The organism is Ferdinandcohnia jepli (assembly GCF_047246645.1).
In the GTDB taxonomy this organism is placed as follows: Bacteria; Bacillota; Bacilli; order Bacillales; family Bacillaceae_L; genus Ferdinandcohnia.
This window is the reverse complement of record NZ_JBFOKR010000015.1, coordinates 66455-89246: the sequence shown is the minus strand read 5'-3', so window position 1 is coordinate 89246 and position 22792 is coordinate 66455. Positions and strand designations below refer to the sequence as shown.

Below are 22792 nucleotides of genomic sequence, written 5' to 3'. Positions count from 1 at the left end.
ATTCTAATTTATAAGATGTCTTTTGCGACATTTTTAAGCTCTTGGAGGGGGAGTTGTGAAATGGAGTCGATATGGCTAGAGTATGCCTGGGCGTTGTTAATCTTAATTGGATTAGAAGGCTTGTTATCGGCCGACAATGCTCTTGTACTAGCAGTTATTGCAAGACATCTACCTGAAGAACAGAAAAAGAGAGCGATAAATTATGGAATATTGATGGCATTTGTATTCCGTTTTCTTGCGTTATTTGCTATTTCATTTATTGCAAATGTCTGGCAAATACAGGCGATTGGTGCGCTTTATCTTCTTTACCTGGGACTAAAGCATGTTGCACAGGCTAAGTTTGGTAAAGAAAATAAAAATATTCATAAAGACGATGCCAAAGAAGCAGCAGGAAAAGGTTTTTGGCCTACAGTAGGGAAAATTGCATTAGCTGACTTGGCTTTTGCAATTGATTCAATTTTAGCTGCTGTTGCACTTGCACTTGGACTTCCAGACTCACCGCTTGGTAATTTCGGTGGAATGGATGGAGGGAAATTTATTGTTGTTGTACTTGGTGGGATTGCTGGACTTATCTTGATTAAGTTTGCAGCAACTTGGTTTGTACAACTACTCGAAAAACGTCCTGCATTGGAAACAACGGCATATGCAATTGTCGCCTGGGTTGGTGTAAAGCTTGCTGTTATTACACTTGCCCATGAGGATATCGGTATTTTGGATCATGATTTCCCACATAGCACAGGCTGGACTGTTACCTTCTATGGTGTTTTAGTAGCGATTGCTCTACTTGGCTGGTTCGCACCAAGTAATAGACGTGGAGTACAGAATGCCAATTCATAAGCCAATAAGACTAGGATAGTTATTTATCCTAGTCTTTTTACTTTTGTTATACTTTATGCAGTACCTAAGGTTACTCCAAGCTTTTTCAAATATTGGCGATAGGCAATACTCATACGATCCGATTTTAAAGAAAGTTCAACTTGTAAATCTAATGGCAGATCCTCAGGTTTCTGATTTTCCACAATTGGTTTGTCCTGTGCAAAAATCATATCCTGAAATTCGATAATTTCTTGATCTGTTGTACCAGTATCATAATTGAAGGAAAGAATACCATGTGCAATTGATTTACCTTCTGCAACTGGTTGTACAAGTAAAATAATAGTCATTTTATTATTTGAGTCAGGGTCTCTTTTTGTAAACAGCACTGCAAGTGGGCTCAAGATTTCATATGTATAATAAACATCCTTAGAAACACCGGAACCATCTGGATCAGGTTGGAAAATGGCAATTTCATCAGAAAAAATCCGGTCGTCATCTTCATGCACATTGTAATCACTTATTACAGGCTTGTCCTGAACTCCAAGATACCCTTCATGTACAAATGCAAGGTGTCCAACATCTAGAAAATTCTCAACAATTCTTGGAGGATTAGCGTTAACCTCGATTTGTCCCCATAAAACATTTCGATAGTTTTCATTACGAAATGCTTCATAAGTAATCATTTTAGGATTGTTATTATTAAGATTAACCCATACAAAGCCATATGCTTCCTTACATAAATAAGTAATGGCTTGTGCTTTTAATGGAATTGCTCTGCCTTCAGGAAGCTGAGGGATTTTTGTACATTTCCCTTCAGCATTATATTCCCATCCGTGATATGGACAAACAAGTTGGCCGTCTTTTACACAACCAAGAGAAAGAGCTGCACCGCGATGAATACATAAATCCTTAAAAGCATGGATGCCTATTTCATTCCTAAAAATTACAACTCTTTCTCCTAAAACAATAACCTGTTTCGGTTCTTCCTTAACATCTTCTGCTTTACACACAACAATCCAATTATCACGTAAAACTTGATCTTCAATAATCACAATTAGTTCCCCCCAGTAGACTTTACTATTCTGATTATATTTTAAAAAGGAAAAGTAGTTGTGTCAACCAAAACACGAACGATTCAATATTATTTAAAATAAATATTCGTATTTAATATTTACAATTTTATAAAATCTATTTATAATCCAAATTGAGTTGATAAAAACAAGTAAGATTTACTTTCTAAAGAGGGAAATAGTCAGTATTTTTAAATTATAATAGGGGGAAATGAAGTGGAACAGTCGAGGCAAAATCCGAACTTAACAGTTGGTGTGAATGACAAGATTAGTGTTGGTAAATCTATTTTACTGGGCTTCCAACATGTATTAGCAATGGATCTATACATAGCACCGATAATCATTGCAGGTTTATTAGCTTTAAACACCATGAACACAACATTCTTTATTCAAATGTGTTTTCTAGCTGCAGGAGTTGCTACTCTTATTCAGACATTAGGTGGATTGAAATTACCTGTTGTACAAGGTCCTTCATACGTACCGATTGGTGCACTGGCTGCAATTGGTGGAAAATTAGGGTTAGGCGCTGTTTTCGGTAGTCTTTTACCAGGTGCGCTATTAATTGCCATACTCGGTTATCCGTTAAAAGTGTTTGCGAAAACAGTTAGAAAAGTTATTCCTCCTTTAGTAGGTGGGACAGTTATTGTAATTGTTGGTATTTCCTTAATGCCAAGCGCTTTTAATAGTATATATTCGGCACCAGGAAATGTTGGACATAATGTGATTGTGGCTGCTGTATCTGCAGGTGTATTAATCATTAGCATGTTACTAGGTCGAAAAAAATCTGGTTACGGAACATTTTTCCGTTTAGTTTCTGTTATCTTAGCGATTGTTGTAGGAACAGTAACAGCCTCATTCTTTGGCAATGTTGATTTTTCACCTGTAAAAGATGCAGCATGGATTTCACTTCCAAGCTTTTTCCCATTCGGAAAACCTGTATTTAATTTACAAGCAGTATTAACAATGGTATTTATTTATATGATTATTTTAATCGAAACAACGGGCACTTGGTTTGTCGTTTCAACAGTTACAGGTGAAGAGTTAGATGATAAGCGCCTGAATAGAGCATCAGCAGGGGAAGGAATTGGCTGTTTTGTTGGTTCATTATTTGGTGGTACACCGATGACAGGTTACTCCTCAAATGCAGGAATTATTGCGATAACAGGTGTAGCAAGTCGCATGGCAATTATTGCAGCAGGTATCATCTTAATTGTACTTGGATTAATTCCAAAGCTTTCGGCTGTCATCACTTGTATCCCAGAACCAGTTATCAATGGAATCTTCGGGGTAGTCTGTGTAGCAATTGTAATGAATGGGTTAAAAGTCATTCAACATGTTGACATTGATGACCGCAACATGATGGTAATCGGCGTTCCAATTCTGTTAACTGTCGGAACAATCGTGTTACCAAAAGAAATTCTATACAGTGTGCCAGACTTTGCAAACTACATCCTCTCATCAGGAACAGCAGTAGGAGCAATCGCCGTACTAGTACTAAACCTACTCATCCCGGTCGAAAAGAAAAAGAGTGTACAAAAGCAGGAATCATTGACCTAGTGGGATTGTGTCCTTGTTCCACTCTTGAATTTTGATATGATGCCATCTAGTCTTTTACTAGATGGTATTTTTTGTTTGAAATTACAAAGTAGCGATGTTCCTACCTTATGGAGGAGTTTTACCATAACATGTCGAAAAACATTACTAGTAAATCAATGTTATCTGACAGAAAGAAGGAGAAAACTTGCAATGGAGTAAAACAAAAAAACAACTTGAAAGCTTCCTTTGTAACAAATTACAGGGACGAATTCATGTTCATGCGGCAGTCTATCGGAAGTTTCACGATAGTCCAGGTCGTGTTTGGATAACCTTTGATAAAGAAGAAATCGTCAGTGCAGCAGACGTAACATATATGATTAATCATGGAAAAGTATATCAAGAATTAAAGCAAGGTAGAAAATTAGAACCCATTCCGACCGATACTGATTTACTAGGGATGATGAAATCGACAGAACGAGAAGACTTGTGGAAAGCGTCGGACGATTCAGATGACGAATTAAATAGACAGGGGCTCTTTTCAACATACCAGTTGTATCAGTCTTTTTTGGGTTATACTTCGTTATCTATAGAGGAAGCTTTAACATCTGAAAATCCTGTCATACAAGCCTTTGCTATGTTTGACCGACGTTTAGGAAAAAGAAAATTAAAGACGCTAAATATAACTAAGAACATGCATCCATTAATAGACGAATTTTATCAGATTCGATGTATGGTAGAAGGATTAGAAATAAGGAGTGGCAATCATTGAATAAAGAAGAGTTAAAGAAACGAGCACTTTCGTTAGTAACAATTCAATGGAATTACCAATTAACTATTGAGGAATATGGTGATGATGAGGCATTTTTTATTTGGACAAATGAGGAACAAGATGAAGGGGTCACGATCAATCTTGATTATCATGGTAATTTAACAAAGCTTTCCATTGATAAAGATGAGGAGTTTTTAGATGGTAAACAGTTGGAGCTAGAGGAAAGAAGAAGGAGGGCAGATCAATTTTTACTTCAACATTATCCAGATGCGCTCGAACATCTTTGTTTTTCTAAAAGTGAAAAACTAACTGAATCGTACCGTTATAACTATGAGCAGCTTGTAATGGGCTTACCTCTTGAACATGCTGGTTGTTATATTGATGTGAATAATGCTGGAGAGATTATTAACTTTACGTATTACGGCAAAAAAAAAATACCCGAAATACCTAAAGAGTTGATATCAATTGAGAAACTCATTGAGGATGTAAAAAACAAGTTAGATTCTCAGTTAGTAGTTACTAGCGTATTCTCCTTTCTCCATGATGTAAAAGAGGATGGGTATCGTCTTGTATATGAAATGGAACCATCTTTTATGAAGTTTAATGCAAATGCTCAAGAGCCATCGTTGTCCATTATTCATGATGAAGGTGATCCACAAGTCTATGAAACACTTCCTCTCTTACAAGAGAATCAACAAAACGATAAGACAATCGAAGAAATTGTAGGAATTACTGAAAATATGGAAGTTCTTCGAGAAGTTGATATGGGAGAAGAAACTGGCATCGTATGGCGTAATCGGGATTGGAAGATGGAGGAGAAGGACCTTTCACTAGACAGCTTTTGGAGAAACCGCACGGAAGATACGGCTAAAGCAATGATATCAAAGAAAACGGGGAAACTAAGAAGTTTTATATGGTTCGCTGAACGAGATGGAGATCTTGATTTAACCCGTGAAGATTGTTATCAAATAGCAGTTGGTTTTCTACAAAATGTAGTACCTGAGCTTTATCAATATGTAAAATTGAACAAAAGAGATGCCGAGGATGAAGAGGATGACAGAAGCAAGGAATCCTTTATTTTCTCAATGTTTATTGGTGAAATTCCAGTTCAATCAGAGGTTCTTATTGTAACTGTGAATACAAACACCGGACTTATCGATCACTATAGTGGCCCGAGCATTGAGTCAGAACAACTAAAAGAACTTCCAAAAGAACCTGTTTTAACAAAAGAGGAAGCAAATGAAGTATTTTTCAATCATCTTGATTTTGAATTAGCTTGGAAGAAAGATTATGAAAAAGAAGTAGATGAATATCATCTCGTTTACCAAGCTTGTGACAAATATACAAAAACATCAATTCGTTACATCGATGCAATCACTGGAGAAGTTATTACAAGTAAACATAGAGATTAGTTAGGATAAGGTCCGGCTTAAATTTGCCTTACAGTAGCTAAGTGAATGAAACCGGACAACTCCTAGAAGGAGGGTTTATTGTGAATAATGAGTTCTACCTTAGTGACCAAGAAAAGCTATTATTGATAAACGGAATAAAAAATGGATTAACACGCTTTTATAAAGAAAGAGAAGGGAAACCGGACATCGTTACAGAAAAAAACTTTATCTCTCGACAGCGTGCTTCTTATGTTTTTGACTCCATCTATCACCTCGCGAACCAACACCCAGAACTAAAAGTGACCGCTGAAATTCGAAGTGCAGGACTTTCCTACGAATATGTACTATTGTTTTTCGAAGAAAGAAAGATTATGGTCACCTTCAGCCAAGTAAGACACCAAGAAGACCTCCCAGAATACAGTGAATACCGAAGTGAATTCACAGAAGGCAATCGCCTATACAACCCGCAGCTCTCATTCTTTCGAGAAGAAGAAAACTATCTCAATCTCTATAAGCATTTAGTTGTTACCTACAACGGATCTCATGGAGCAAACCCTGTCTTCATTTGCATTGGCGCAACAACTCCTACACAAAAAGCCTGGATCTATCATGAAGATTTAATGGAATCAGCAAGTTTGGACACAGGGACAGGTTCATTGTCCCTAATATTAAAATAGGGTGGGACAGGGGACCTGTCCCCTTGACCCACCCATGCACTTAAACCCCAGGGAACCATCCAGGTGTGTGAATGATTGCGTTCCATAATGGGTCTGGGATGACTAGTTCTTGTTGTTTATTTTTGTCTATCTTTGTTACGATTTCATCTTCTTTACCTTCTGCTACTTTTTGTACCCAATCAGGTTCAATGATTAGCCCTCTACCTATTGCTAATAGAGGTATGCCTGCTTTAAATGCATTGCGCGCATCTTCTGTTGTATAAATGGAACCTACACCAATCAATGGTACACGATTGCCTATTGTTTCAAGCAAGTATTCGATACGAGCTTTAGTAGTATCTTCAACACCTCTTCTTGCTGTGGAGAAGAATTCATTTAGTGATACATGAAGATAAGTTAATCCTTTATCAGCCAATGTATCAACTAACTTGAGTGTGTCTCCCATTGTTATTCCAGGGTCTTCGCCTTCTTCAGGTGAAAAACGATATCCAACGATAAATTCTGGAGTAGCATGTTCTTTTATAACCTTTTGAACTTCATCCACAATTGCTAATGGGAAGGTCATTCGTTTCTCAACACTTCCTCCAAATCGATCTTCACGACGATTTGAATGAGGAGAGAAAAATTGTTGAATTAAATAGCCATTCGCTCCGTGAATTTCAACCCCATCATAGCCTGCTTCAATTGCCCGGCGAGTTGTTTCCCCAAAGGCTTTAATAATATCTTCAACCTCAGATTCAGTTAATGCGCGTGGTTCTTTACCTTGCACATCGCCTCTTTCTGCAGGTACAGCACTAGCGCTAACAATTTCTCCATTAGGAACCAAATCAGGCGGACATTGTCTTCCTCCGTGAAAAATTTGCAAGACAGCTTTCGCACCTTGTTCCTTTATAGCACTGGCTAATCGAGTTAAGCTCGGAATCATCTCATCCTTGTCGCCGCCAAATTCGCCAGGGAATCCTTTTCCGTTCGGTGTAACATATGTACAAGCTGTAATCACCATACTTACTCCGCTAGAACGACGTGCATAATAGTTTACCTCAGCATCAGTAACCGTACCATCCTGATTAGATGAGAAATTTGTCATCGGCGCCATAACAATTCGGTTCTTTAATTCCACTCCATTAGGAAGAGTAAAAGAAGTTAGCATAAATTGATTGTCTGGATTCATTGTCTATAACCTCCATAGTAGCTTTATGTTTACGCGTGAGAAGAATACCCATCTTATCGTTAGCTAATAAGCTGCACTTTATAAGGCAGGTAAAAATAATGATACATTGAAAATGAATTGATAGAAAATATAATGCTTACTAATAAAAAAGAGTGTAAAAAAGCAGGCTTGAATGGAGGGAATACGGAGGGTTCAAGACTTCAATACCGTCTGTTTTTGTAGAATAATCACTACAATGGTACGATATAATGGAGATATATGGAACAAGGATGATAGAAAGAGGTAAAAGAATGAAGGAAAAATTAATCCACATGAAAGATAAGCTTAATGATATTAGCCGGCGTAACCGGTCGATTCGATTATTAAAGCTTTATAATAAATGGAGCTTTGATTTGGTTAATCTTGACCAAGTTTCAGAACCCAACACAAGTTCATCAATCGTTGAAAAAATAATTAGTCAGACAACGAGTGAAATTACAATCTTGAAGCCTACATTAGACAATGAAGAATCAATGGTGCTTTCTAAGAAGCTGACCGACCTTTCAAGAAACCTTAAGGGAATTGAAGAAGAGTCTGGGATCCATGATTTTTATTTAGGTTTTCCTTTTATATCAGGTACATTAACCGACGGGACATTCTTTCAGGCTCCTTTATTTTTATATCCCATAAAACTCGAAAAAAACAATGTGAAAATACAAAAATGGATTATTATAGTTGATGAAGACGGTCCGCAATTAAACCGGACTTTATTTTTAGCATTTAAAAAATTAAATGGACTGTCGTATACCGAGGATTTCTTTGATCAGGCAGCAGAAGTTGCTTCCGAATACAGCTTTGACCAGTGGCTTAGCTTTTTTAAGGAAAATGAAATGAATCTCTCTTATACACCAACAGGAATTACAAAACTAACGGAATATAAAAAAGACGACATACCTGAAGTCGCAAACCTAACATTATTAGAAAACGCGGTCATTGGTAATTTTCCACAAGGTGGTTCATCGCTAGTAAAAGATTATGAACTCCTGATTGAACTGTCTGAGGAGGGAGATTTATCACTGGTAGGGGAACTAATTGATCCTCCTGATACGGAATTTGATGAAACAGCGGGAAATGAAGATAATAATACTTCTGAGGACACAACTGAGCAAGAAATCTTAAATCTCCTCCAAGCAGACGGTTCTCAAGAAGAAATTTTAAAAGAATCCCGTTATAAGAAAGGCATTGTTGTTCATGGTCCACCAGGAACGGGAAAGTCACAAGTAATTGTGAATTTGATTACCGATGGACTTAATCGAGATAAAAAGCTTCTAGTCGTTTGTCAAAAAAGAGCAGCCCTAGACGTAGTGTATCAGCGTCTTGAGAGCTTGGGGTTAAATAATCATATTGCACTTGTTCACGATGAAAAACACGATCGAAGACCGTTGTACGCAAAAATCGTTGGACTTCTTGAAAACAACCAACTGTCCAATCAGGAGGTAGTAAATCGATTGAAATCGACCTCCGACAAGTTGTCAGCGCAAGAAGACTTGCTTAACAGCATTGCAAATGCGTTATACGAATATCAAGAATTCGGTTATCGGTTATATGACTTATATGGAATGGCATCACCAATTGAAGAAACTACACAGATCATCGACCTAACTGCTGTCTTGCCCGAACTGAATAAGAGGGAGTTAGACGATCTTTCAGAAGGTATTTATACATATGCTGAGTGGTATGAACGGTTTGGTGGTGAGGATTATCCGTTAAAAGAACGAAAATCCTTTGCCGCTCTTACGATGAAAGATAAACTAGAGGCAATTGAACTGGTTAACGGATTAATTGAAAAAGCCAAAAAGTCAACGGACTACTTAAACAGCTTAGAGCATGAAAAAATTACCCCGGCTTACACATGGTTAATTGAAAATAAGTTGGATAAAGTGTTTCCTGATTTAGATGACAGTTCAAAAAGAACCCTACAGGGATTGAGATTATGGTGGTGGACATCAGTATCAGGAAAATCCATCATTGAAAAACTCATTGAAGGAGATAAATTTAAAGGAACCAATTCAACGGAATGGTTGGAAATCAAAAAGTCTCTAATCACAATGCATCATCTTGGAAAAGAGACAAAACAATTAGCAAATGAAATGGAGAAGTTACGAAAGTTAATTGATGATCAAGTTATAGATGCGTATAAAAACAGAATCTCGGAAGGCGATATACCACTTGCTGAATTAGATAAGATACTGGAATATTTTCACCGTGATTTTGAAGATTTACAGCAAATGGACGGCTTTTGGGATAATAGTTCGGACGTTCAAAAGAAAGTGATTCTTGAGCTTCAGAAAAAATCTACCGCAGTAGAAGGAGCGTTAGCTGATTATTGGGTGGATCTGTTCAGAAACTCAGCCTATGTCCATTGGATTGACCAAACAGAAAGAAAATATCCACAAGTACAAAAGGTTTCTACAAGTGAGTATGCAAGAATCAGGGCTTCCTTTGCTGATTTAATAGAAGAAAAGAGAAAGTTAGCTACTGATTATTTACTTAATAAGCTTAAACAAAAAGTGGAAGCCGTAAGTTCTAAAAATGCCAGGTTAATTCGTGATTTAAAACATCAAGCGAGCAAAAAACGGATGGTTTGGTCACTACGCAGATTAGTAAATGAATTCGCAGGGAAAGGTTTAGAAGACATCATGCCAGTGTGGCTTGTTTCACCAGAGATTGTTTCGTCTATTTTTCCGCTAAAAGAGGGATTGTTTGACCTGGTTATTTTTGATGAAGCGTCACAATCTACCGTTGAAAGTGGGATGCCTTCCATTTATCGTGCAAAGCAGGTTATTGTAGCGGGAGATGAGAAGCAGCTACCACCTTTTTCGATGTTTCAATCAACCTATTCCGGAGATGAAGAAGAGGAAGAACAATTCGATACAGATGAATCTGAAAGCTTATTAAACTTAGCTAAAAGAAGGTTTCCGGAGAAAATACTTCAATGGCATTATCGCTCAAAGTATGAGGAATTAATTAACTTCTCAAACCATGCATTTTATAATGGCTTTATTCAGATTGCACCAAATGTTATTCCGTTTAAAAAGCCACCTGCGATGATTTGGAAAAAGGTTGAAGGCAGGTGGATAAATCAATCAAATGAAATTGAAGCAATTAATGTTGTAGAGACATTAAAGGACATTTTAATCAATCAGCCAGGTAAAACAGTTGGGATTATTACCTTTAATGCAAAACAACAGTCAAAAATCATGGATATTATTGAAGATAAAGCTGGCGAAGATGAACAGTTTAATGCAGTGTATAGTCAAATGATGGCTAGGGACTTAGATGAGAGAGTCTTTGTGAAAAACATTGAAAATGTACAAGGGGATGAACGTGACATCATTCTATTCTCGATTGGTTATGCGAAAAATGAAGAAGGAAAGGTTTATAATCGTTTTGGTATGCTCAATCAAAAAGGTGGAGAAAACCGTTTGAATGTTGCAATCACGAGAGCAAAAGAAGGCATTATCGTCGTTTCCAGTATTGAACCGGAAGAACTGAATGTAGCGGGTACCACGTATTTAGGTCCAAAGCTCTTAAAATCGTACTTAAAATACGTTCGATCTGTATCCAACAGTCAAACAGACCAAATAAACGCTGTCATTCAAGAAATAAATGAAAATGTAAATACTCACGTACAAGCAAAAGGGCTTCATTTTGAGTCTCCTTTTGAAGAGCAGGTGTATAACCAATTGAGTAACATTGGATATGAAGTGACAACACAGGTTGGCATGTCAGGCTATCGGATTGATTTGGCAATCGTTCATCCTGAAGATTCTTCTCGCTATATCTTGGGTATTGAATGTGATGGAGCGATGTACCACAGCTCTGCTAATGCAAAGGAAAGAGACGTATACCGTCAAAAATTCCTTGAGAACAGAGGTTGGAACATCGAACGAATCTGGAGCCGAAACTGGTGGAAAAACCCGACCGGTGAAATCGAACGAATCGACCAAAAAATAAAAGAACTACTTAAAAGCGAAACCATACGCGAAAAAATAACGAAATAGCTGGGGCACTGGGACAGGTTCACTGTCCCAGTATCAGTACTTGGAAGGGGATATATTGGGACAGAGGGACAGGTCCCGTGTCCCACTCCAGGAAATATTCCTTACGTCTCGACTAATAGAAAGAGGTTGGTAAGATGATTACATACAAATTACTCCATCATGTGAGTCTCTCAGTAACGGATTTGGAGAAATCGAAAGAATTTTATGGAAAGATCTTATGTTTAAAAGAAATACAACGTCCGAATTTTGATTTTCCTGGTGCCTGGTATGAGATTGGTGGCCAGCAGCTTCACTTAATTGTGGATCCTCATTCGCAAACCATCCGTCAGGATAAGCGTTTATCGAGTAGAGAAGGGCATTTTGCTTTGAGAGTTGAAAACTACTATGATACTCTAGGCTGGTTAAAACAGCATGATATTGATATTCTTGAAAAACCTAATGGGGCGAGCGGGTTTGCGCAGATCTTTTGTGCTGATCCGGATGGAAATTTAATAGAATTGAATGTGGAGCAGAAGGATTTGTAAATAATAATAGTTGATTTATCGAGCTAGTGCTTCGGTCAGGTTTTATCCATTTGCTAATTTTAGATATTTAATATATTAATAAGGTATTTATTCTACTGGTGCATTGATCCCAAAGAAGGATTAATGCACCTTTTTGTTGAAGTTATTATGCTGATGATTGATGAAGGAAGTGTAAGGAAAATAAATATTTTTGGGGGAAAGGAGATATAAAAAATGAAGAAGCATAGAGTCGGGATAACTGTTTGACTACGTGGATATTTTAGATTTTGCGGGTCCAGCAGAGGTTTTATCATTAACTTCAAATAATAAAACTGAACAAACATTAACCCTTTATAAAAAACATTTATTACCCACTAGACCATTTAAAGTATTTACCCTTTCGGAAACAGGGCTGGAAATAAAAACTCACTCAGGTGTAAAAGTTGTACCTGATTATAGCATTGCTGAAAGTCCTGAAATAGATATTTTAATAGTACCAGGTGGTCCTTTAAGAGCTGTACAATCTATGGCTAAAAATCAAAAGATAATAAAGTGGATTGCTAAGCATAAAAGCATTGAATATATATGTTCTGTTTGTACTGGAGCGTACATATTAGGGGAAACAGGCTTATTAAATGGAAAGAAAGTAACTACTCACCATTTAGCATTGAAATTGCTACAAGATAAGTATCCTGAAACTCAAGTTTTATCTGAGAGAAAGGTTGTACAAGATGGCAATATTATAACTTCTGGTGGAGTTTCTTCAGGAATAAACCTGGCTCTACATATTGTTGAACAACTTTTGGGAGAGACCACTGCTGAAAGAACGGCTAAAACAATTGAATTTTCAATATAAAGTTTACATTATTGGTGGTTCGATGAGGTAGAAGGATTAAGACAACTTAATGTTAAAGTTATTTAACTAACAATAAAAAATGGGGGGATTCAATCTGAGATATATCGGAATCTTTATTGGGCTTTTTATTTTATCATTTATTGTTTTTAATTTGGTGGGTTTAATAACAGGTGCAACAACGAACGAAGAAGAAATGGTAGCCATAATAGTTCTCTGTATTCAAAATATAGCAATTATTACTTTACTAATTTATATTGTACAAAAACTAAGAACAAAGTAATGTTAGTAAGTTAAAAAGAATTTTTTTAAACAAAGAGAAGATGGACTTCCTCTTTATTGAAGTCGTATCACTAACTTAATATTCAACACAATTGCAATTCTTTAATAAGTTTATACCTTGATCGGTCCAAATACGGAATGAAAAGGTGTTTGTAAATCGGTGCCTTCGATTTTATTTGATTATGAGTGGAGTGTTGAAATTGAAATTTAAAGTTTATGATAATGCTTATGATTTTGAGAGAAAAATAGAGTCGTTTTTATTGGCAAAGGAAGATGTATTCAGCCTTTTTTACGGTGTACTACAAGCGATTAAAGCTGGGAATTATGAGAATCCATTTATGGCGACAATTGAGGAAGATGGCAATGTATTAGCCTTATTCCAAATGACACCACCGCATCCGTTAAATCTTATTTTTGTCGATGAAAACCGTTTAGAAGAAATAATTGATTTCTTCATAAGAAATATGGTCGAACTTGAAGTTGACTTTCGTTCGATTATCAGTTTGAAAGAGTGGGCATACAAAGTCGCGAATAAGTGGGAAATTAAAACCGGTAAGGCTCATAAACTGCTTATGGACCAGGGATTGTATCGTTTAAATAAGGTCAATGAAACGCTTGAACATAGTCCCGGTTCTTGGCGTTATGCGGAAGAAAGTGATTCTCCACTTATCGAGAAGTGGTTCAACTCATTCGAAAATGATGCCGGACTGACGATTTCTCCAATCGAACAAGTGAAAAAACGTGTTGCAATGTTTCTTAAGGAACAAGAGGTTTTTATTTGGGAGGATAAAGGAAAGATCGTATCTATGGTGAAGAAGTCACGTCCTACAAAGAACGGTGTAACCGTTGGTTTGGTTTATACGCCAAAGGAAGAACGCAAAAAAGGATATGCTCGGACGCTTGTTACAGCGGTATCAAGAGAACTACTTAAAGACTTTAACTTTTGCGTCCTGTACACAGATATGATGAATCCGACATCAAATAAGATCTATAGGGAAATTGGCTATGAAAGGATTGCAGACTCTGTTCATCTCGGTTTTGATAATGGCGAATAATTATGTTTCAATAACTAATCAATAGCAAATCGGATCTTCAATATTGGTTTATGAAATTTATTTTTATTTTAATGGGTTCTTTGTTAATTGTTTTTAGATTTTTTCTTCTTATCAACTAATTAAAGAAGAATAGTTAGGAAATCTGTTATTGAACAAAAGGGTGCTTATCTTCAAAAAGGTGAAGCACCTTTTTTTGTAGAAGTTATTGTACTAAAGAAGCAGGATTGTTTAATAACAATTAATGAGTCAGGGGGAATTTAATTGAAATATATCGCTATCTTTATTGGTCCTTTTTGTTCTGTCATTCATTATTTTTAATTTAGTAGCACTGGTGACTGGTGCAACAACAAATGAAGAAGAAATGGTAGCTATAATAGTCCTTTGCATTCAAAATATAGCAATTATAACTTTACTAATTTATATTGCACAAAGACTAAGGAAAAAGTAATGCTTTTAAGTCAACGGTTCCGAGAGTTGAACAAGGAATTGTCGATTGTGGCAATCCTGTTGTTTTATTGAAGTAAAGGTGCAGAATAGTTCAATATTGCAATCCTTGAAACTTAGACTAAATATAAAAGTCTAATTAAAGAAAGGGGGATTAATATGAGAAGTAAACATTTTATGTCTATTGTCGTTTTATTTATATTATTCATTTCCTCTTATCCAGGAAAGACATTAGCAACATCTTGGGCATATTATTTTGTAGTTTGGGACGGATATATATATGTGATAAGTGAAGGTGACTATGTAACGGAAATTGGAGATGAAATTGGACATGTCACTAGGTTTTCTGACATGGAACAATATTCTGGTAACTTCTCTAACGCTTATAAGAAAGGTACTAAATACTATTCAATTGACGGTGTAAGTACAGACCAAGCAATAGCCGTTGAGGAATCAGATGGTCAATATATAAAGGCATATAGAGAAGTTGAATATGAAATGAGAAGCCCTTTTGTTGGTTTTTTTGATGGACAACAAGGGATTATTAAAATTACTTTATTGAGTGCATTGGGTATTTTAGCTATTACTCTCATTTATAAAGTTATAAAGAATAATCGCGGAAGAGGTTAAAAAAATCTTATTGAAATATAGGGTGCGTTAGTTTTAAACTTTCTGCTTAAAGGCCATAAAAGATCAGATAATAATTCTGATCTTTTTGTTTCCTATGGTTATTTAAATTTATCACCAAACCTAATGTTAATTTGATTATTTTAAATTTTATTATTATTATTATTATTATTATTATTATTATTATTATTGGCTTGCGTCTGGTTGACTTATGGGAGTTTTGTTTGTTTTGTGAAAGTAATAGACAGGTACTATCCTAGTATTACTGTTATGGGACACGGGACCTGTCCCTCTGTCCCATATTATTGGGATGTAAAGGTAAACCTTATCATATTATTAATTACAATACCTATTGAAAAGTGGTAGAAGGATTCTAGAATTTCTTTAATTGTATTAATAATAGAATGGGGGATAACGATGGTATGGTACAAACCGTAAGTGTTAATGAAAATGTTAAAAATAGTGCGAAGTTTGTTATTATTGGGACGGGCTTTGCCGGAATTGCAACGGCTATTCGTTTAATGCAAGAAGGTGAGAAGGATATTATTATCCTTGAACGGAAAGATGATGTGGGCGGTGTCTGGAGAGATAATCAATATCCTGGATGCGCATGTGATGTAGAGTCAAACTTATATTCATTATCCTTCGAACCCAACTCAAAATGGACGAGAAAATTCGCTACTCAACCAGAAATCTACAATTATCTAAAAGAATGCGTCAGGAAATATGAGTTGCTAAAATACATCCGTTTTCAACATGAGGTTACTAGAATGGATTGGAACGATACTTGTGGAGAGTGGAGAATACAAACTAGCAATGGCAAATTCCGAGCTAAGATTGTAGTAGGGGCATTTGGAGCTTTGAATGAACCAGCATACCCTACCATCGAAGGTATTAAGAATTTTAACGGAGAATCTTTTCACTCTGCAACGTGGCCGAAATCCTTTAATCCTAAAGGAAAACGTGTAGCAGTTATAGGTACAGGTGCATCAGCGATCCAGTTTATTCCTGAAATTCAACCTTTTGTAGCTTCTATGACAGTTTTCCAAAGGACACCTGCTTGGGTCATACCAAAAATGGACGGTCCAATTAGCGAAGGTTGGAGGAATGCGTATAGCCGTTTCCCGGTTGTACAAGAACTTTCTAGACTGAAATATTACTTAATACGAGAATTTACTGTTTTAGGCTTTCGAAATCCGAAGAGACTGAAATCTGTTGAAAAGATAGCTTTAAAACATATGAAATCCTCAATAAAAGTCGCTAGTCTACTAGAAAAGCTTACTCCGAATTATAAAATTGGTTGTAAGAGAATCTTACCTTCTAATACATATTATCCGGCTCTTGCACAACCGAATGTTGAAGTGAATACACATGGGATTTCTGAAATTACAAAGGATGCAATAGTGGATGCAAAAGGTAATAGAGTCGAAGTTGAGACAATCATATACGGAACAGGCTTTCAGATTACAGATTTACCATTTGCAAGAGTAATTTACGGAAGGGAAGGACATTCTCTTTATGAAGAATGGAGAGGAAGTCCTAAAGCATATATGGGAACGACGGTTGCTGGATTCCCCAATTTGTTTCTAATGCAGGGTCCTAATACTGGTCTAGGTCATTCCTCAGTACTCCTAATGATAGAGTCTCAGGTAAATCATGCTATTCATGTTATAAAACATATGAATCAAAATAAGCTTGATATAATTGAACCCAGTCCAGAAGCACAAGCTCATTTTGTGAAAACTACTGATAATTCTATGTCGGGTACTGTTTGGGTTAGCGGGGGATGTTCAAGTTGGTACTTAGACAAAACGGGGAGAAATTCGACTCTTTGGCCAAGTTTTACGTTCTCATTTAGGAGACTTACAAGTAAATTAATAGTTGAGGACTATATCGGAAGACATGCTGTTAATCCTTCAACAAATTGATTATTGGGTAACAGGGGCTGCTCTCATAAAACTTTTTGCTTTTTAGGTGGGACAGGGGACTGTCCCTCTGTCCCACCAGCTTTATTTAATCTCTGTCTCTTCCAATTTCGAAGTAGGATTTTTCAGTTTTGTTTTCTTTAATTTCTTTGCCTTTTATATTGCCTTTACCTTTTTTAGTAACTTCAGTGCCTACTGAAGCGTAGATACTGTTTGCTAATAGGCGGTAGCTATATTGGGTGTGTGCACGGAAGGATAAGTCATTTGCAAAAAGAGTAACCGAGCTGTCTTCAAAAGCTTTTGTAAACGCAAGGATTTTGCCTTGAGCTTTTTTGTGTTCTGGCCACCAACCAGCAACGTAGAAATCATCTGAATTGCTGAAGGACGCCAATACTTCCGCATCTTCTGGAACAGAATTAATCCATGCTCCATTAGTTGTGTACAGTAATTCTTCGTTCTCATAACCCGCTGTTAATTCATGGTCATTTACTATTGCCTTGAAAAGACCCTCGTGTCCATTTCTTGTGTAACCGAAGTCAAAACCAGGCACTAAATTGCTATTTTTAACAGCATTAAGTGTAGATACACCTATTCCCACAAATGCTTTTCCAGATAAGCTGTTTGGACTAAAACTTCCACTGTCACTTACAATTACATCAGCCTCATCTTGTCCAACAATCTCAAATCCAAGCTCTTTAAGTGAAAATGCAAGCTGAGATGAACCAGTTATTGCAACCTTTGGAGATGACAGTTTTTCAGTTTTTACTTTGTTAGAGGTACCTATAGACTTCGCTTCGAAATAATAGTCCTTAGCAAATGCTTTTAGATCTTTCGCATTTACAATGAAGTCACCATTATTAATACCAGCCTTGGTTTCGATTGCTTTTTCAACCAATGTCCCATTTCTAAGCAGTTCATTTACGAGTTTAATAGTGTCGTTGTTTGTATTCCTCAAAACCTGCTTTGAATTGCCTACTAAGTTTCCTGTTGGTAATGATACTTTTTCAACAGTAGTAGTATTATTAGAAAAAGCATTAGCACTACGAATTTCATCAATGTCAAATCCTCTTAAAGCAGGGAAATTAACGACAATCGGGTCATACATGGCACCCCAATCAGACACATCATCACCTTTATAAAGCATTGCATTTACTAGTCCGCGTTTTGCTTGATTCATAGGTACGACGAAAGTTCCTTTAGGGTACGAGGTTCCATTAACCTTACTGTTTTTGGTAGTTTGTTCAACCTTTATCCCGTTACGAAGTAAATATTCAACCATCTTATGAGCTTCTAATCTGTTCTTTTGTATCTTTTCATCAACAGGAATAACATAGTACTCTGGAAAGAAGTTATCGTTTTCTCCTCGTTGACGTCCGATTTGATCACCAGCCGCGTTTACAAAATATTCATCTACAGCCCGATTATCTTCTCCGTTAACACCGCGTTTGAATATTTCAAGCTGGTTTTTATATAATTCATCCTTATTATCAGTTACAAAGGAGATAGCACCTAAACCAGCTCCTTCCATCGCGTTATATCCATTTTGACTTAAAGCTGGAACTTCTACAGTGTGACCTAATGAACCGTGCAGCATCGCATACATGGCAGTGTAGGCTGGAGTCATATCGTCCCAACCATCTCCATAATCAAGTGCAGGAATTTCATAAGAATCATAGGTAGAGCTACCTATCCCAGCTTGTCCCATTGAATGAGCCTGTTCAATCATTTTCCCGTGAAGTAAGTCATATTCAAAGTTCGGGTTATGTGGAGGGGTAGTTGGTTCAATTAAAAATCCACCAACATAACCATGCATATCAATAAATGATAATGGCGTCCAATCCGCAATCACCTGTGTTACTTGTTGTGTTTCAACCTGTGTTTGGTAATGGTTGTCACGGTTTAAGTCAAAACCATTTGCGTTTGCACGTGTATTCGCAACTCTGCCGTCAGGATTGTTTGTAAACATGTAAAGGAAAATAACATCATCAAGTACATTATCTACATTCAACGTAACAGTATCTTCTTCGCCATCTTTACCTGTCATAAATGAAACTTCTTCCTCAAGTGCAAATTTTTTAAGAATCTCTATTTGAGCGTCTACACCTTCAACCTCATCAGGATGAATATTATTAATCCAAATCGGAATTTGATAATCACCCATCGTTCCGTTTTCTAGCTTTTCTTGTAAACTCTCAGGATTTTCTAATGCTGTTGGTAATGTTTCATTTAAATATTTATCAACCGCTGCTTTATCCCTTGCTAATATTACAAAATGCAGGTCACGACCCTGTACAGATTTACCAAGACTCTGGTACTCCAGGTAACGGTCATTTTTTGCTTCTGCTTCTTTAAATACTTGGTCTATAGTTGGCTTTAGTTGATCATAAAATAAAAATTCATCATACACATTTAATTTTACTGTTGTTGCGGCTTTTGTGTTGTTGACCGGGTCTATTAATGCTAATTCATAATCACCAATAAATTGTTGATATTGAGTACGAATGGTTCTGTTTGATAAATTGTTAGTGTTAAAAAGTAACCCAAACTCTAATGTTGCTTTTATAGTGGTTGTTCCGCCAATGAAATGTGGTGCTTCTTTAACGGTTATAAAAGGAGCTCCATTATAGGTAGTACCTCTTGTCCACTTTTTCCACTCAGATATGTTTTTACCACCAAATTGAAACTCAAGATTACTTAAGTCTACGTTTTCGCCGAAATCCACTTCTACTTCAACAGTGCGAACTTCAGTTAATGAAAAAAGCTCTCTACTAACTTTCAGTTCTAAAACACTAGTTTCTTCTGCTGTTTCATTTGCTGAAACAGGGAATGCAGTACTAGTAAAAATGGATAGCATCATAATAATGGCTAACCAGCCTGCAAGGTGTTTTTTCATCTAATCATCCTCCTGGATTTAGTAAACTACCAATTTACCATATCAAAGTAAAAGTATTTCGGTTGACGAAAAATATCGAATCTATCAAAACTTTCTCCGACAAAAAGTTGATTGGTAGGAACTTTATTTACCACAGTGAAAAAACGATTACATTTGGACTAAAAATGTAGGATGCATCAGGGGTTATAGACCTATTTTACGCCCTTGCTATAGGAATTTCGGTATACTACTAAAATGAATTGAGAAAAGTAGCAGTGATTAAAAAATTTTTAGTAAGGTCACTAACGGAAGAAGGATATTCCTTTTTTATGTTGAAAAGTATTACAATAAAGAAGTAAGCATAGTTATTAGTTATAAAGATTAAATAGTGAGAGGTGAAGTAAGTGACTGAGGAAAGAAGTGAAACTTGGGAATGGATAAGAGCGATACTTATTGCCATTATTTTAGTTTTTATTATTCGTACTTTTATCCTAACGCCAGTTGTCGTAGAAGGTGCATCAATGAATCCGACGTTACAGGATCAAGATCGCATGATCGTAACAAAAATTGGTGAGCCGGAGCGATTTGATATTGTTGTGTTTCATGCAAACGAAGAACAAGATTATATTAAAAGAGTTATCGGATTGCCGGGAGATTACATTGAGTATAAGGAGGATACCTTATACGTAAATGGAGAACCTTTTGAAGAACCGTATTTAGAAAGGTATAAAAATGACCTTACCGATGGACCACTCACAAATTCATTTACATTACCAGAGACAGCGGTTAGAAGTGAGGTTGTTCCAGAAGGGCATTTGTTCGTAATGGGTGATAATCGAAGATACAGTAGAGATAGTCGCCATATTGGTGCAATTCCAATTGATGAAATAGTTGGTACAACAAAAATCGTTTTTTGGCCATTTCAAGATATGAAAATAATTACTAATTAAAATATAAACCTTACGAGCGTTAATTCTTGCGGATTAACGTTTTTTAGTGCTTTAGAAATCATTTGTTATACGTTTTTCGAAAGATAGGAACGAATGTTCTATAATGGTATTAGGAGGTGTTTTCATGAGACCTATACTAACAAAAGAAACGAGTGTACAAATATTTCAAGAGTATTATTGGTTAAAAGAAGAATTACAAGCTTTTTGCCGGGAGAATGGAATTAGTGCTTCAGGTTCAAAAACAGAGATCTCTCACAGGATTGAAACATATCTTCAAATAGGTGAGATTATAGAACCTATTAGAAAAAAACAAATTAAGAAAACAGAACCTCAATCGGAGTTAAGACTTGATACTATAATTACAGAAAACCATCGTTGCAGCCAAAATGTGAGAGCCTTTTTCAAAACCCTAATTCCGAAATTTCATTTTTCTACATATATACAAAACTATTTTAAAACCAACATTGGTAAGACGTATCGCGATGTTGTTGATGCTTGGTATGAGGAAGAAGAGAGAAAAAAAGAGCCTACATACAAGAAAAATATTGGACCTCAATTTGAGTATAATCAATTCACTCGTGATTTTTTTGCTGACCCAAAAAATTATGGGAAAAGTCTTCGAGAAGTGATTGACGCCTGGAATAATAAAAAGGAGTTTCCTGGAAGTAACAAGTATCAACCTAATACTGGAGGGGAGAAAGTGACAGAAATCTATGTTAATTGGGGAGATTCGAGGGTTAAATTGACTTGGGTGAAATGTTGTAATCTACCTCAAGATAATCTGATCACGAGTGTACACGGATTTGGTTTTAAAGATGGTAATGTTTTATTGGTGAATGTAAACCATAGAGGCTGGGATTTTCCAGGTGGACATATCGAACCTGGTGAAACTCCAGAAGAGTGCTTTAAACGAGAAGCGTTGGAAGAAGGGTATGTAGAAGGAGAGTGTGAATTGGTAGGATACATTATCGTTGACCATAGTGAAAATCCATTATGGACAGAGGACAGCCTATATCCTAAAATTGGTTTTCAGGTGTTCTATAAAATGAATATAACCAATTTACTCTCTTTCAATGGTGAATATGAATCTTCCCAGCGGATACTTATTAATCCTAAAGAAATTTCAAGTTATTATCACGAATGGCACTCTCTTTATCAGGATATATTAGAGTGTGCTTTAGAATAGGAAAGACCTTCTAGATTCTGAAGGTTTTTTTATTTACCTAAAATATGATTTTTTAAAAGGGAAATGGAAATAGTTGTCGAAAATTAGTTTGTGAAACTTATCATCTTTAGTGATAGTAGAAAAGTGAGGTGCACAAATGGAGTATTATAAAGAACTTAGAAAGTATGTAGGTCACAGACCTTTAATTTTACCTGGTTCAGTAGTGATTATTGTTAATGATAACGATGAAGTATTGTTACAACAGAGGAGAGATGGTGGCTGGGGTCTACCAGGAGGACTCATGGAGTTGGGGGAGAGCCTGGAGGATGTTGCTCGTAGAGAAGTATATGAAGAAACTGGCTTAATACTACATGATCTCACTTTATTGGGAGTATTTTCTGGTCCAGAGTATTATTTGAAAGTAGCGAATGGGGACGAGCTTTATTCGGTTACCGCAGTTTATGTTACTAGAAACGTTTCTGGTACTTTGCAAGTTGATGAAACTGAGTCAATTTCAATGAAATACTTTCCGTTATTACAGTTACCAAAAAATCTTGCCCAAGGATATAGAGAGTATATAGAGCCTTATATTGAGGAGATTTTGAAGTGACTTCAGGGGAATATATCTATCGACGAACTAACT

17 protein-coding genes and 1 pseudogene are annotated in these 22792 nt (G+C 36.3%); 15 read left to right on the top strand and 3 right to left on the bottom strand.

The window, feature by feature from the left end; translation table 11 throughout:
• Nucleotides 1–60: 60 nt before the first annotated feature.
• On the top strand, nt 61–837 hold the full coding sequence (locus AB3M96_RS16650) for a TerC family protein (RefSeq protein ID WP_412968763.1): 777 nt from the start codon (nt 61–63) through the stop codon (nt 835–837).
• Nucleotides 838–890: 53 nt separating this feature from the next.
• Here the strand turns inward: AB3M96_RS16650 and AB3M96_RS16645 are convergent, their stop codons facing one another.
• Nucleotides 891–1868, bottom strand: coding sequence for a Rieske 2Fe-2S domain-containing protein (locus AB3M96_RS16645; protein ID WP_412968762.1), 978 nt, complete (start codon nt 1866–1868; stop codon nt 891–893).
• Nucleotides 1869–2102: 234 nt separating this feature from the next.
• Here AB3M96_RS16645 and AB3M96_RS16640 point away from each other — a divergent pair, with 234 nt between their 5' ends.
• The 4 genes from AB3M96_RS16640 (at nt 2103) to AB3M96_RS16625 (ending at nt 6259) form a co-directional block, all read left to right on the top strand.
• Complete coding sequence (locus tag AB3M96_RS16640; RefSeq protein ID WP_412968761.1) at nt 2103–3443, top strand: uracil-xanthine permease family protein; 1341 nt, start codon at nt 2103–2105, stop codon at nt 3441–3443.
• A gap of 184 nt (nt 3444–3627) precedes the next feature.
• Nucleotides 3628–4191: an SF0329 family protein gene (locus AB3M96_RS16635; protein ID WP_412968760.1), complete on the top strand. Its 564-nt coding sequence runs from the start codon at nt 3628–3630 to the stop codon at nt 4189–4191.
• Complete coding sequence (locus AB3M96_RS16630; RefSeq protein ID WP_412968759.1) at nt 4188–5603, top strand: YcdB/YcdC domain-containing protein; 1416 nt, start codon at nt 4188–4190, stop codon at nt 5601–5603. The genes AB3M96_RS16635 and AB3M96_RS16630 overlap by 4 nt, the downstream gene beginning before the upstream one ends.
• A gap of 80 nt (nt 5604–5683) precedes the next feature.
• Nucleotides 5684–6259: a hypothetical protein gene (locus AB3M96_RS16625; protein WP_412968758.1), complete on the top strand. Its 576-nt coding sequence runs from the start codon at nt 5684–5686 to the stop codon at nt 6257–6259.
• A gap of 40 nt (nt 6260–6299) precedes the next feature.
• Here AB3M96_RS16625 and AB3M96_RS16620 read toward each other — a convergent pair whose 3' ends face one another.
• The gene (locus AB3M96_RS16620) at nt 6300–7430 is read right to left on the bottom strand and encodes an NADH-dependent flavin oxidoreductase (protein ID WP_412968757.1); all 1131 of its coding nucleotides are present in this window, start codon (nt 7428–7430) and stop codon (nt 6300–6302) included.
• Nucleotides 7431–7720: 290 nt separating this feature from the next.
• Between AB3M96_RS16620 and AB3M96_RS16615 the strand changes: the two genes are divergently transcribed.
• From AB3M96_RS16615 to AB3M96_RS16590, 6 genes are all read left to right on the top strand, one after another.
• Nucleotides 7721–11473, top strand: coding sequence for an AAA domain-containing protein (locus tag AB3M96_RS16615; RefSeq protein ID WP_412968756.1), 3753 nt, complete (start codon nt 7721–7723; stop codon nt 11471–11473).
• A gap of 134 nt (nt 11474–11607) precedes the next feature.
• Nucleotides 11608–11997: a VOC family protein gene (locus AB3M96_RS16610; protein WP_412968755.1), complete on the top strand. Its 390-nt coding sequence runs from the start codon at nt 11608–11610 to the stop codon at nt 11995–11997.
• A 250-nt stretch (nt 11998–12247) separates the two neighbouring features.
• Nucleotides 12248–12832, top strand: coding sequence for a DJ-1/PfpI family protein (locus AB3M96_RS16605; protein WP_412968754.1), 585 nt, complete (start codon nt 12248–12250; stop codon nt 12830–12832).
• A 470-nt stretch (nt 12833–13302) separates the two neighbouring features.
• The gene (locus AB3M96_RS16600; protein ID WP_412968847.1) at nt 13303–14166 is read left to right on the top strand and encodes a GNAT family N-acetyltransferase; all 864 of its coding nucleotides are present in this window, start codon (nt 13303–13305) and stop codon (nt 14164–14166) included.
• 603 nt (nt 14167–14769) lie between these two features.
• Entirely contained in the window at nt 14770–15240 is a 471-nt protein-coding gene (locus AB3M96_RS16595) for a hypothetical protein (RefSeq protein ID WP_412968753.1), read from the top strand.
• A gap of 401 nt (nt 15241–15641) precedes the next feature.
• On the top strand, nt 15642–17165 hold the full coding sequence (locus AB3M96_RS16590; RefSeq protein ID WP_412968752.1) for a flavin-containing monooxygenase: 1524 nt from the start codon (nt 15642–15644) through the stop codon (nt 17163–17165).
• 85 nt (nt 17166–17250) lie between these two features.
• Here AB3M96_RS16590 and AB3M96_RS16585 read toward each other — a convergent pair whose 3' ends face one another.
• Nucleotides 17251–20055, bottom strand: a complete 2805-nt coding sequence (locus AB3M96_RS16585) for a M14 family metallopeptidase (RefSeq protein ID WP_412968751.1) — start codon at nt 20053–20055, stop codon at nt 17251–17253.
• 383 nt (nt 20056–20438) lie between these two features.
• On the opposite strand from AB3M96_RS16585, the gene lepB reads away from it, so the two are divergent.
• From lepB to AB3M96_RS16565, 4 genes and pseudogenes are all read left to right on the top strand, one after another.
• Nucleotides 20439–20984: a signal peptidase I gene (gene lepB / locus AB3M96_RS16580; RefSeq protein WP_412968750.1), complete on the top strand. Its 546-nt coding sequence runs from the start codon at nt 20439–20441 to the stop codon at nt 20982–20984.
• Nucleotides 20985–21108: 124 nt separating this feature from the next.
• A pseudogene (locus AB3M96_RS16575) lies at nt 21109–21663 on the top strand (DUF6434 domain-containing protein); the annotation flags it as partial.
• A gap of 21 nt (nt 21664–21684) precedes the next feature.
• The gene (locus AB3M96_RS16570; protein WP_412968846.1) at nt 21685–22170 is read left to right on the top strand and encodes an NUDIX hydrolase; all 486 of its coding nucleotides are present in this window, start codon (nt 21685–21687) and stop codon (nt 22168–22170) included.
• 136 nt (nt 22171–22306) lie between these two features.
• Nucleotides 22307–22759 carry an NUDIX hydrolase gene (locus AB3M96_RS16565; RefSeq protein ID WP_412968749.1) on the top strand — a complete coding sequence of 151 codons (453 nt, stop codon included), beginning with the start codon at nt 22307–22309 and terminating at the stop codon, nt 22757–22759.
• Nucleotides 22760–22792: the final 33 nt, after the last annotated feature.

Coding starts and splice junctions, on each gene's coding strand:
- AB3M96_RS16585 (WP_412968751.1), bottom strand. CDS start 20,055: ATGAAAAAACACCTTGCAGGCTGGTTAGCCATTATTATGATGCTATCC.
- AB3M96_RS16595 (WP_412968753.1), top strand. CDS start 14,770: ATGAGAAGTAAACATTTTATGTCTATTGTCGTTTTATTTATATTATTC.
- AB3M96_RS16565 (WP_412968749.1), top strand. CDS start 22,307: ATGGAGTATTATAAAGAACTTAGAAAGTATGTAGGTCACAGACCTTTA.
- AB3M96_RS16610 (WP_412968755.1), top strand. CDS start 11,608: ATGATTACATACAAATTACTCCATCATGTGAGTCTCTCAGTAACGGAT.
- AB3M96_RS16620 (WP_412968757.1), bottom strand. CDS start 7,430: ATGAATCCAGACAATCAATTTATGCTAACTTCTTTTACTCTTCCTAAT.
- AB3M96_RS16650 (WP_412968763.1), top strand. CDS start 61: ATGGAGTCGATATGGCTAGAGTATGCCTGGGCGTTGTTAATCTTAATT.
- AB3M96_RS16615 (WP_412968756.1), top strand. CDS start 7,721: ATGAAGGAAAAATTAATCCACATGAAAGATAAGCTTAATGATATTAGC.
- AB3M96_RS16590 (WP_412968752.1), top strand. CDS start 15,642: ATGGGGGATAACGATGGTATGGTACAAACCGTAAGTGTTAATGAAAAT.